The organism is Pseudomonas sp. NBRC 111127 (assembly GCF_001320345.1).
GTDB classification, from domain to species: domain Bacteria; phylum Pseudomonadota; class Gammaproteobacteria; order Pseudomonadales; family Pseudomonadaceae; genus Aquipseudomonas; species Aquipseudomonas juntendi.
The window spans coordinates 1-11073 of record NZ_BCBD01000182.1; the positions used below are offsets into that span (position 1 = coordinate 1).

Annotated in this window: 12 protein-coding genes and 1 pseudogene; 1 reads left to right on the top strand and 12 read right to left on the bottom strand. The window is 56.5% G+C overall.

Annotated features, from left to right (window positions below):
• Positions 1–1056 (top strand): tyrosine-type recombinase/integrase (locus tag APH30_RS23655; protein WP_054913927.1); only part of this gene is annotated, 1056 nt, incomplete at its 5' end.
• A gap of 5 nt (positions 1057–1061) precedes the next feature.
• Here the strand turns inward: APH30_RS23655 and APH30_RS23660 are convergent.
• From APH30_RS23660 to APH30_RS29205, 12 genes and pseudogenes are all read right to left on the bottom strand, one after another.
• Complete coding sequence (locus tag APH30_RS23660; RefSeq protein WP_249414277.1) at positions 1062–1406, bottom strand: LexA family transcriptional regulator; 345 nt, start codon at positions 1404–1406, stop codon at positions 1062–1064.
• Positions 1407–1485: 79 nt separating this feature from the next.
• A complete protein-coding gene (locus APH30_RS23665; protein WP_371262919.1) occupies positions 1486–1800 on the bottom strand; it encodes a hypothetical protein in 315 nt (104 codons plus the stop codon).
• A 125-nt stretch (positions 1801–1925) separates the two neighbouring features.
• Positions 1926–2288, bottom strand: a complete 363-nt coding sequence (locus tag APH30_RS23670) for a hypothetical protein (RefSeq protein WP_054913929.1) — start codon at positions 2286–2288, stop codon at positions 1926–1928.
• Positions 2285–2716, bottom strand: coding sequence for a lysozyme (locus APH30_RS23675; RefSeq protein ID WP_054913930.1), 432 nt, complete (start codon positions 2714–2716; stop codon positions 2285–2287). The genes APH30_RS23670 and APH30_RS23675 overlap by 4 nt, the downstream gene beginning before the upstream one ends.
• A gap of 342 nt (positions 2717–3058) precedes the next feature.
• Positions 3059–4117 (bottom strand): DUF563 domain-containing protein, encoded by a 1059-nt coding sequence (locus tag APH30_RS28380; RefSeq protein ID WP_177333783.1) that lies wholly within the window; start codon positions 4115–4117, stop codon positions 3059–3061.
• A 74-nt stretch (positions 4118–4191) separates the two neighbouring features.
• The gene (locus APH30_RS23680; RefSeq protein WP_054913931.1) at positions 4192–6585 is read right to left on the bottom strand and encodes a hypothetical protein; all 2394 of its coding nucleotides are present in this window, start codon (positions 6583–6585) and stop codon (positions 4192–4194) included.
• A gap of 59 nt (positions 6586–6644) precedes the next feature.
• Entirely contained in the window at positions 6645–8258 is a 1614-nt protein-coding gene (terL, locus tag APH30_RS23685; RefSeq protein ID WP_054913932.1) for a phage terminase large subunit, read from the bottom strand.
• Positions 8255–8698 (bottom strand): terminase small subunit, encoded by a 444-nt coding sequence (locus APH30_RS23690; protein WP_054912379.1) that lies wholly within the window; start codon positions 8696–8698, stop codon positions 8255–8257. Before APH30_RS23690 ends, terL begins: the two co-directional genes overlap by 4 nt.
• 7 nt (positions 8699–8705) lie before the next feature.
• Positions 8706–8897 carry a hypothetical protein gene (locus APH30_RS23695; protein WP_054913933.1) on the bottom strand — a complete coding sequence of 64 codons (192 nt, stop codon included), beginning with the start codon at positions 8895–8897 and terminating at the stop codon, positions 8706–8708.
• Positions 8894–9769 carry a tail fiber protein gene (locus APH30_RS23700; RefSeq protein WP_054913934.1) on the bottom strand — a complete coding sequence of 292 codons (876 nt, stop codon included), beginning with the start codon at positions 9767–9769 and terminating at the stop codon, positions 8894–8896. The genes APH30_RS23695 and APH30_RS23700 overlap by 4 nt, the downstream gene beginning before the upstream one ends.
• The gene (locus APH30_RS23705; protein ID WP_082416242.1) at positions 9769–10428 is read right to left on the bottom strand and encodes a DUF2612 domain-containing protein; all 660 of its coding nucleotides are present in this window, start codon (positions 10426–10428) and stop codon (positions 9769–9771) included. Before APH30_RS23705 ends, APH30_RS23700 begins: the two co-directional genes overlap by 1 nt.
• Positions 10425–11073, bottom strand: a pseudogene (locus APH30_RS29205) (hypothetical protein); the annotation flags it as partial. The gene APH30_RS23705 and the pseudogene APH30_RS29205, both read right to left, overlap by 4 nt.

The window sequence follows — 11073 nt, forward strand, 5'->3', positions numbered from 1 at the left end:
TTCACCTGGCTTGGAAAGCAGGCCAGGATTTCGCTTGGGACTTATCCGGAGATCGGCTTGAAGGAAGCGCGTGCGCGGAGGGATGAGGCGCGCGAAGAGGTTGCGCAAGGTAAGGACCCGCGCGAATCGAGGAGGGAGAAGAAGATTGAGCGCCTGGGCGCCCAAGAAAGGACATTCCGCCGCGTCTATGAAGAGTGGCTTGAATTCAGGAAGGGAGGCCTGACCGAGTCGACGGTCAAGGTTATTTCAAACGCAATGGAGCTGGATGTACTTCCGGCATTTGGCCCGCGCCAGATCGACAGCATCAGGCGCGCCGACGTGATTACGCTGATCCGCCGCATAGAGCGGCGCGGCTCGATCACTACCGCCGTTAAGACTCGGCAGTGGACGGGCCAGGTCTTCCGCTATGCGGTTGCGATCGGAATGATTGAGGTAAACCCCACGGCGGAAATGCACGCTGTGACAGAGAAGATGGCGCCGCACAAGAACCGACCGTTCCTGACCTTCGACGAGATGCCGAGCATCATCAAGGCTATTGAGGAGAGCCAGTCAGGCCTACAGCTGCAGTGCGCCACCAAGCTGCTCATCCTTACAGCCTGCCGCCCGGCAGAGGTGCGCAAGGCCGAGTGGTCGGAGATCGACCTAGAAACCGCGACCTGGTCCATCCCGGCCGCCAAGATGAAGATGCGCCGCGACCACGTGGTGCCACTATCGCGCCAAGCGGTCGAGATTCTGCGCTTGATGCTTCCGATATCCGGGAACCTGAAGTACGTTTTCCCGAACCGGACGGACGCCGTTCGGCCGATCGGCATCAACTACGCGGTGAACCTGATGGATCGGTGTGGCTATACCGGCCGCCAGTCGCCGCACGGGTTCCGGCACTTGTTCTCGACCGAGATGAACAGCCGCGGCTACAACAAGGACTGGATCGAGCGCCAGCTTGCCCATGCCGACAGCAGTACAATCCGCGACGTGTACAACCACGCCACCTATATAGAGCAGCGCCGCGGGATGATGCAGGAATGGGCTGACATGGTATTGCCGGATCGTCATTGACGAGTCTAGCGGCGGTCATGGTCCCGGATACTGTGGGTCACCACCCCCCAAACCTCGAACTGGTCACCCTCCATGATGTACCTGGACGGGAACTTGGGGTTGTCCGGCACCAGCACCACCTGGCGGTCACGGATCATCATCCGCTTGCAGGTGGCATCTCCGTTCAGCGCGGCGATGATGATGCTGCCAGACTTGGGCTCAGCCAGGCGATCGACTATCAGCAGGTCACCGGTATAGATGCCGGCGTCCTGCATGCTGTCGCCCTCCACCTTGACCAAGTAGACGTTGGGCGCGCGCAGCTTGAGCAAATCGTCGATGGAGACCTGCAGGTGGTCAGTTTCTGAGGGCATGGTTGAAGGCATGGTGGCTGGCCTATAACTGGATATAGATACAGTATCTTATGGGCCAACCCATTCAGGCAACAGCCGGTCAGCGGCAGGATTCAACAGCGGCCTCCAGCTCCTTCTCGTAACCGATCCGCTGCCGGCGCTCGGCCAGCAGCGCCCTCACCTTCACTTCCAGGCTGTCGGTCTTTCGCAGGCCGGCAGCTGCCCAAGGCGGAACAGCTACCTCCGGCGCCCGGCACGGCACCTGCACTGGCACCTCGACGCGCACGTACTGGACCTCTGGCGCGACCTTCCCTGCGCAGCCGGCAATCAGAGCGATGCCTGCGAGCACCCCCACCCCGCGCAGGATTCGACCTGCAGCACCTGCACCGCCTGCACCGCCTGCACTTTTGTGCAAGACCTGCACTTGTTCGATGCTCCTGCAGGGTCCACCTTGGTGACCACCCTCAATCCCAGAAGTCATGCGGGTTTCAGTGGTAATTTCGCCTGCTTGGTGGCCGGGCAGGCCCACCCCTAAATCGGTCATAGCCCTAGCTCCTGATCGATGATCGAGGTGGCGGCCGCGCATAGGTCGCCACCGGTTCGCTCCTGCTGCAGGCGGTTTGCCGCTGCGTAATCGTCCTTGGCGCTGGCCCTGGCCTCACTCACCGCCTGCTCTGCCCTGGCCTGGCGCTCATTCGCCGCCAGGGTCAGGTCGCCCAGGGCCTTGGCCTGCTCCTGCGCCAGGCCGGCGAGGTTGTCACGGGCGGCCTTGCAGTTGGTTGCCTGGTCCTGCTCCGCATCTAGCAGCGGCCGGAAGTGGTTTGTGGTTGCCCAGATACCGACGGCCATGCCGAGCAGAACCAGCAGGCCGGCGCCGGCGAGGCGAAGCAGCCAGGCTTTCATGCCGTCTCCAGGAACAGGTCCCGCTCAGCGGCCCGCCGGCGGACCAGCCCGGACAGCACCTGCCCGCCGGCCTTGTTCCAGCGCGAGAACTGCTCGGCAGCAGCTGCGTAATTACCTGCATTGAGCAGACGGCGGAGCGTGGACGATTCAAGATTGGCCGCGCCCAGGTTGTAGGTGAAGCTCATCAGGGCATCCCACTGGTTTTGGTTCATTGGGGCCGTGACCAGGCGCTGCACTTCTGGCTCGAAGCGCTGTACGTCGTTCAGCAGCATGCGTTCGGCCTGTTCCTTGGTGATCGTCATCCCCGGTTTCACGCCCCGGGTGGTGCCATAGCCGATGGTCCAGACGCCGACCGAATCCTGATAGGCCTGCAGGCGCAGGCCCTCGAATGACTTGATGAGGCTCAAGCCACGTTGCGATGTGCGCATGGGTTTTCTCCAGGCGAAAAAAAGCCCGCGCTGGGCGGGCACGCTTATAGATTTAAACTATCTATTCTGAGCTCATGTTTCTGATGAGAAAGTACGAATTAGAAAACTCTTGACTTACACCCTCACGGGAGCTCCTATCAATAAATGAAATACTACGATTCTCTTCTGTACATATCATCTTCATAAATAGTTCGTGATGACTAGCTGAAATAGAACCATCGGAAAACATTTTATATAATCTAGAAACAAGCAGATCACATTCTTTTTTGATTTGGTCTGGTGAGTCTAGCCTGCGAACCAGTTCTATAGATTCAAAAATCGATGAATAAACATTCATAATATTCACTTCTTCGACTGAATGTTTTTTACGTGATCTTCGTATTTACTATCTACTGAACACATATCAATTTTAACTATTTTTGAAACAAGCCCTGCCTCACGAAGACGATCAAGAACAATCTCTGGATTAATCAAGAACGGGCCTGCCATTGTATGCGATTTAACATTTGCCGGAATGTAATATGGATCAAGCCCTATTACCTTATCAAGAGCTTCGAGTGTGTTGTAGGTAGATTTTTGACTAGGCTCACGCTCTATGTAGAACACCTTTGTCCCAGGCCGAGAAAAAATAAGATTGTGCATAGCGCTTCCGATGACGCCACAATAGACTTTCGACTTTCTCGAAATCTTTATCTGATCCTCTATGCTCATAGACTCTGGATACACAATCTCCCATCCATTCTCTCGAAGCTGAGCCTCTAATTCATCCTCGCCAAAAACAGGCCTTACCCTAAACTTTGTCCTTGAGAAATAAATTGGCCTGGCATTTTCTTCGGGCTTATCAAAGTAGTTGCCAGAAACATTTTCAGCTATCGTGGCGCAGACGTTGCGGTGAGCGAGGAAAGCTTCTTCTCCCCCAAGCCTAAGAGATGGGTTAGGGATGGTTATCCTAGAAAACCTCAAAGGCCTAGTGATAATTGTGATCTTGTCTAAAGGAATACCCATTTTTTTAAATAGATACTCACCAATTTTACATGGAGCAGAATGACCTGGATGCGCATGAAAGAATATTCTGTCAAATTCGAGGTGATTTAGCATGCGCCAAATTCTCGTCATTGATTCAATCAGGAAGTGGCCGTAGTGCCCTCGATAGAGAAATCCTCCATACACAGCATTTCCATCAAAGTCCTCTGCTGATTCAGGTTCGCATCTGCCGTAAGCCATAATCGGGGACTTTACGCCACGAAAGAGCCCAGAGCTCGCAATAAATTCCCCATCGCTGGTGAAAATTCCGCCCTGCATCTCCTGCGGCCCAGTCCTTGGAATCGCCTTGCTAGGCATGGCAACGGCGCCTTCATAGACCTCGCAACCTGGCAGGTCGAACCTGATTTTGACAGCCATCATTCTTCCCTTTCGACACATCAAAGGGCTGTACGATAGGTCGGACCCATCCTTGGGTCAACAGCGATCGCTCCTTAGGTTCGCAGCGTGGCATCCAGATCGAGTATCAGGTAGTTGCACGCCCAGTTGGTCCCGTTGAATTCGTACTCTCCGTAGTAGCGATTGGTATTACCGGATCGGATGATGTTCAAAACCGTTCCGGCGGAACCACTCAGGATACTGACCGTATGCCCAGTGGCCGAGGCATTCACATATTTTATGCGCACCTTGTCGCCGGCAGTTGCCCCAACTTTAGAAAGAACCAGGTTGGCTGTCAGAGCCGTTCCATTGAGCGAAACGGTAGTCAGGCCGGCCTTTGGCTGAATTGTAAAGTCCGAGTTAGAGTTGATGGTCAGCGAAGCTGGCGAGTTTAGTGCGCCGCGCGGAGCGCGCTCAACGTAAATTCCAGTCGGGCTGAACCCGGCGGGAACAACCAAAAGCGTAGCATCCGTGTTCGAGGCGTCGATTCCGACCATCTTGACATCAGTCGTGTTGAAGAAGGTGTTCTGCACGCGACAGAACTCATTCATTCCTCTGGCCGAACCGCCTTGCACCCTGAGACCAGAAACGCTATCCAACAGGATTGCTCCCGTCATCTGCAGGGACAGGTCAAAGTCCTGAATGCGCAAGAATGTTGCCGCACAATTCGTTAGACGAATGGCGTATGAGTTCGGAAGCGCTACTGCACTTCCTGGTACGGCATGGATGGCACCAATAGTGACCTTGTAGTTGCATTGACTAAGATCTACAGCACTCCATCCTTCAGAGTGCACAGCCATTGCAGAAGATCGATAATAGCTGTTTGGTCCGATATTAAGCTCTACGCGCTTAGATCCGCCAATGCATGTTTTTGAGCAGTTGAAATGGTTTCCATAGACAAAACCGCCAGGTTCCTCATTGGCATTTGAATAAATTAGGCCCTCCCAGCAGCTTACCGCTTCATTTCCATGGACCTCATGACCTTCAACGCCATCGCTCAATTCATAAGCACGAGACATGCTTGTGCATGACCCATCGTAGATTGATATACCAATTGCTCCAGTCTCTGAAGAAATTACTACTCCCTTGCATGCATGAGTTACACCATCTGTATCAGAAGGATTCCACCCACCAAAAAATGAGTATCTATTCAGTCGGAACTGACGACAATCGCCGATCCTCAAAACCTCTGCCCAATAGTTACTGGCGATAGTCAACGATATATTGTCATCGCTAGATTGCAGGCCGGAGAAGTCGAAACGATATTGCCGATTCCAAGCATTTGCGCTTTTTGGCGTAACAACAGCTCTTCCGCCTGCGACTGTCGTAGTGATTCGAGTATTCCGGATTCCACTCAACTGCTTGAATCCAGAGTTCGCATCAATGTAGGTGAAGAAGTCACCGCCAGCAGGTCCGATATACCTAAGTCTGAGCTGATCGTTCCCGTCGATAATCACGCCGATAGGCAAGGTCACTGGGCCAGAGGAAATTACGCCTTTACCAGTGAACCTGGTGACCCCACTATTCAGCGCAGCCTGAAGCGCAGCCGTACTATCGGTGGCGCCCGTGAGGTCAATTCCGGAATACGAGCTGAAGTCAACAGAAATCAGGCCTAAAAGGTTGTAAACCTTGGATTTTATGTAGTTCCAGACGTTCAAGGCGCTGAACTTCCGCACGCCCTCCGGCCTGGAAGCCGCAAAAAAATCACCGTCATTTACCGAGATCAGCTCATCAGCTGTCACGACGACGTTTTCAGTGAATAGCTCAAGCTCGCCTGGGTCTAGCCAGTCTACCCCTATTCTGCCATCGCTAGAGGCACGCGGAGTATTTCCAGGGGCAGGATCTTCTGTAATTGTCGCCTCCAAAGAGGCGATTGCAGCAAGACTGTCATTTGCAATCCAGCCTTCCGACTTGTAAATGTACTCAGCCTGTTCGGTGGTGTTGAAATAACGGTCGCCCGGCTGAAGCGGAAGCCCATTGTCGCGTAGATCTGGAGCAGTGGCAGCTGGAGCCAAGAAGCCCGCAGTCCGAGCTGTCGCAACGTCCGCGGCATCTTCTGCGGCCTGCGCAGCTTCGTTGGAGGCGTCCAGCGCTGCTTGAATGGCGGTAGCTGACAGAGCTGTCTTGCCGGTGTTGACCGCAGTACCGCCCTGGTTCTGCCATACGGCATAGATCTCATCCGCGTCGTTCGACTGCACCAAGAAGATGCCTTGATCGGCAGTTTCTGCTAGGCCGGCCGACACATTCGGATAGATGGTAGTGGAGATACTGATCTTCTCGGCAGCATCCTGCTGTATTTCCAGAACCACCTGCTTCAGGTTTTGAATGTCGCCCGATTGGGTAGGGATGCTGTCGGCATTCGCAGCATCGTTGGCAAAGCGGAAAACGATGTTGCTGCCGACTTCCGCGCGCACAGTCGCGATCTCAAGGCGCTGAGTTTGATCAGCCATGTCATTTCCTTTGGGCGAGTTTGTAGAGCGCGCCTGGGCGCGGTCAGCGAAACGAGGTGTTAGGAGATCCAGCCGCCGGAGAAGAAGCTGCTGGTATCGTTGATGAGCATGTCGGCCACGGCATCGAAGATGGTGTCGACCTGGTCGTCGTGGTCGTGGCTGTCGTCGGCCGTGAAAGCTGCGGCCTCGGTGAGGAAGGTGGTGACCCACTCAGTGGTGCACAGGTCCTGCCGCCGGTGGTCTTTGACGTGTGTGATGGACTTGCCCTGCTCGTCGTATATCGCAGGCACGAACACACGGCCGGACTTGAACCAGGGCACGGCGTCCATGCAGCGTGTGACCTTGTTGGCGGCAGGCCCGCGCGGCTGGGGCTCGATCTGAATAGAACCCTTCTTGCTGATGGTCTGGATCAGGCCGGTGCCACTGGACTTGTCCTCGACGCGCATGTAGCGCAGAGCCGCGGGTCGGAATTGGTCCCACGGCTTCCAGCGTTCCCAAACGCGCAGCGCCTCGGCCTCCAGATCGCCTGCGTCCCACTTACCCCGCACGATCTCGATGATGTAGAGGTTCCCGTCCACGCCCAGGCCGCAGTGGGCGAATACCGAGAAGTCGTGCTGCTCACCGGTCTTCTGGGCGGTATCCACGTAGACGCCACGCCAGACCAGGAATGGCAGCTGCTCGTAGGTCTTGAACCAGTCCGGGTCGATCATGCCGCCCGTGAGCGCCACGGGCTCCTGCTGGTACTGGCTGACCATGGTGTAGGCATCTTTGTCCCACAGGGCCATCAGGTCGTAGACCGACTCTTTGGCCGGCCAGTAGGACCAGTATTCGACGCCGCCTCGCACCACTGAAGGACCGCTGAACACGTCGCGCTCCGCGTGCTCGCGGATGCCATCGGGCAAAGATGCGATGTACTCGCGGGTGACCAGGGCCGGCACCTTGATGTGCGCGAAGTCCAGGCCCATGCCACCCTTGAGCAGAAAGCCGGACACGTCGTCCGTGTGCAGGCGCTGCTGGGTGCAGATGACGGGGGTATCAGGCGATGCGCGCCGGCTGCGCAGCGTGTTTGTCACGATCCGCTGGGCCTTGGCCCGCATGGTCGCTGAAAACGCGCTGTCGGCCTTCTCCGGGTCATCCAGGTTGATGAAGCCAGTGAAGTCCTTGGAGATGTAGCCGCCCCGGCAGCCGGTGATCTGGCCGCCGGTGGAGCGGCTGAACAGCTGGTGCCGAGTACGGCCCTTGCCGTCGATCAGCGACCAGTTCTCGACATCGGCCTTTCCCATCGAAACAGGCCAAAGCTCCTGGTACTCAGGGCTGGATACGATCGACCGGATGCGGCCGGAGTTCTCCACCACCAGAGAATTGGAGTAGGAGACGTTCAGCGTGCGCGTTCTGTCGCGCACTGTCATGGCATAGGCTGGAAGGTGGATAGACCAGTACTCGGTCTTTGTGCCACCTGGTGGCATGTTGAACACGACGTTCTTCAGTTCGCCACTGAGCACGCGCAGCGCTGTGTGATCCATATAGCGGTGGTGCCAGTTGCAGAGCATCTTCATGCCCTGGTTCAGCTGGAACCACACCCTCATGAACGAAAGCGGCGAGTGTTCACTTATGCTTTTGGCGGCCTGCTTCTCCTCGATGCTCATGGTTTCCCAATCGAGGAGCGCTGTCATAGGCGGGCCAGTACCGACTCAAGGGCTTCCTGGTCAACCTTGACCGTGGATTTCGTCTCGATTGGCGCACCATCCTTGCCGGTCAACTCAACAATCTGCTTGTCGAGGCCCAGGAGCTTTGCCTTGCCCATAGAGGCCGTGACCATTGCAGAGGCCTTGCCTGTCTCCTTGCCGAGCAGGCGAGCCTCTTCCAGCTCAGCCAGGAGCGTGTCCACGGTGATTTCGTGACGTTCCATGACCTTGATCCTTAATTCTTCGATGCGTGCCTGAACGAGAGGGTTTTGTAGAAGGTTGTAACCCTCCCGCTGGGCTGTTTTGTCGGCCATGTTGGAGGTGTTGTAGGACCGCCGGTAGGCCTCGGAGGCGTTCCCGGTCTCGACATAGGCGAGGCAGAAAAGCTCCATCTTGTCGGTGAAGCGTCTCTTCGCCTTGCGTTCCATATCTCACCTATGGGCTGATCAGTTTCCACTTGTAGCCGACCCACTTCGGCAGCTTGCCGGCAGTGAAGATCGGAGGCTTCGTTTCGGTGCACCTAGCTGGCAGCAGCCAGTTGCCAGGCACTTGCGGGTCGCGCTCTGCTAGGGCCTCGCCCAGGTAGAACCCGTTAGGGTCGTACTGGTAAACGATTTTCTGGTTCATAGGTATCGAATCCATCTCACCTGGGTAAGGTTTACCGATCTCGCCTCAGTGCCCCCATTAGAGCCGATGCTGACAGTGTGGGTATGGGACCCGGCATCGCTGGTGTTGAGCGTCTGAGTTCCTTGCTCGATCTGGTCGCCAAGAACTGCATCGTCTTGAGGAACACCAGATACCAGGTCACGAGGAAACGTCATTGTGTGCCGATGAAGACCGGCCGATCCGGTTGAGGCGCTATGCGAGTGACCGAGGTTTTGGCTGGGCTGAGGAACGCCATCCATGACCCTCCCGGTATCAACGCCCCTTCCGTCATCAAGGCAGCGAGGAAACATCCCGCGCCAGTCAGGAAGCCGGAACTCAAGGCTTGACTCGCCACCAGTGTTGAACCTGGTCCCAATTACCGCGAACAACTTGGCGTAAGCTGACCGGAGCAACGTTGAACCGGTGCATTTCAGCCACCCAGGGTCAGGCGAACCGTTATGGGCCACATCCTTGTATTCACCAACGCTGAATGACGAATAGAGGCTTGCTCCTATCAACCTCCAGAACGTCGGGCTGCTGGCCGGCGGGTTGCCAGCGTTGTTGTTGGCGATCGACTCATAGAACAGGCCATCTTCTGGTGTGTAGCAAGGGGCGCCCACGGAATAGATTGCTTGGGCGTGATACTGCATAACCCCTTTTCGTTCGAGGTCCTGCAGTGCCGAGTCAACCCGGTTGTGCCACCAGTTCTCCTGGCCCGCCGGCGGCGCGTCCTTGTCCTGACCGCCTTCCCAGCCCGTCAAAATCCTGATTTCGGCCGGCTCTTGAAAAACAGTGGAGGAACTCTGGCCCTCGACATTCTCTGCCCAGCGGCGGTTGAAAGGCTGTCGTGCCATCAGGAAACGTCTCCGGGCAAGGTGAAGTTGGCGTAGTTAAAGATCAAGCTTGAGGTGCGCTCGATCTCATCAATGTTGGTCGGGAGCACGTAGATTTGCCCTATGCGGGTACCCTGCGGCCTGGGGATGAGGTCGAAGTTCTCGAGCAAGAACTGCGTGGTGTTGTCCAGCTCTGAAGCGATGCCGATGTCGAATGACTTATCGCCATTGCTATTCAGGGCTGTGACCTTCACCCCTATAACGACCTCGAGCAGCTTGATGATGCTGTCGCTGGTGCCGTCGCTGACGTTTCTGGCGATCTTTGCCTTGATCAGCTTGCGGTACAGATCGTTGTTTAGGGGCGCATCGATCGACGCGCCGTCGCCGATGTAGGGCGCGACGTTGTAGTTGGTGTAGTTGTCGTTCCCGGCATAGCCAAAGACGTCATAGGCCGCGCCGCGCAGTATTGGCCGGGGCACGCCGACGATGCGGCCGATGACGTCCAAGTCCTCACCGGTTACCGTGTCGACGTCGTAGGCCGAGTAAATCTGGCTGATCGTCTGTTCAAGCTTCTCGTTGGCGATGGTCGGTGTCAGCGTGAGCCACCGCGTCATCCGCTGTTTGCCGCGGTACTGGTTGATGATCCGCTTCTTCGCGCGCGCTACGTGGTCCATTTTCATAGCGGCACCGATACCGTGATGTTGTCAGGGTCGAAGGTGGCCAACTCTGCGATACCCGGCTGGATCGGCGTTACACCCTGGCTTCCGGGGCTCAGGCCAATTGTCAGGCTGGTGATGTAGCTGTCGCCGTACTGGCCAAGCACCTTGTTGACCGGGGTATAAAGGCGCCCGACGGGCACTACCTCGCCAATGTCGTACCCACCCTGATTGAAGCCCTTCACCTGGTCGCCGGAGAACAGTTTTTTGGTCGAATCCTCGACGATGGCGTCCTTGATCCGCTGCTCTATGTCGATTGGCAGGTTTCCCTTGCGCTGAACGGTGACCGAAACGTAGATCGGCAGAGCCACAGCGCGCTGGAAAGTCATGGTCTCGATGTTGCCCGTCGATGGCGAGGTGATTTGAACCTTGACGCCTGTCGCCCCCGGCGGATCAACCCAGGTATCGGTCTTGGTGCTGTAGCGGGGATACATCGGGGTGCCTGGGTTGTACTTCGAGTACATGGCCTGGCCAATGCCCTGGTCAGTGCCGCCGTTCACGATGACCGCGATGGCAGTGTATGGAATGCCGTCAGGGTCTGCCGGGGCGTCGCTGTTGTTTTCCAGGATCTTCACGTCGGTCACGCCGGCGACGTTTGCAACGGCTGCT

Bases quoted from the DNA above. Each gene is read 5' to 3' on its own strand.
- APH30_RS23670 (WP_054913929.1), bottom strand. From the start codon at position 2,288: ATGAAAGCCTGGCTGCTTCGCCTCGCCGGCGCCGGCCTGCTGGTTCTG.
- APH30_RS23705 (WP_082416242.1), bottom strand. From the start codon at position 10,428: ATGAAAATGGACCACGTAGCGCGCGCGAAGAAGCGGATCATCAACCAG.
- APH30_RS23695 (WP_054913933.1), bottom strand. From the start codon at position 8,897: ATGAACCAGAAAATCGTTTACCAGTACGACCCTAACGGGTTCTACCTG.
- APH30_RS23690 (WP_054912379.1), bottom strand. From the start codon at position 8,698: ATGGAACGCAAGGCGAAGAGACGCTTCACCGACAAGATGGAGCTTTTC.
- APH30_RS23680 (WP_054913931.1), bottom strand. From the start codon at position 6,585: ATGGCTGATCAAACTCAGCGCCTTGAGATCGCGACTGTGCGCGCGGAA.
- terL (WP_054913932.1), bottom strand. From the start codon at position 8,258: ATGACAGCGCTCCTCGATTGGGAAACCATGAGCATCGAGGAGAAGCAG.
- APH30_RS28380 (WP_177333783.1), bottom strand. From the start codon at position 4,117: ATGGCTGTCAAAATCAGGTTCGACCTGCCAGGTTGCGAGGTCTATGAA.
- APH30_RS23700 (WP_054913934.1), bottom strand. From the start codon at position 9,769: ATGGCACGACAGCCTTTCAACCGCCGCTGGGCAGAGAATGTCGAGGGC.
- APH30_RS23675 (WP_054913930.1), bottom strand. From the start codon at position 2,716: ATGCGCACATCGCAACGTGGCTTGAGCCTCATCAAGTCATTCGAGGGC.
- APH30_RS23660 (WP_249414277.1), bottom strand. From the start codon at position 1,406: ATGCCCTCAGAAACTGACCACCTGCAGGTCTCCATCGACGATTTGCTC.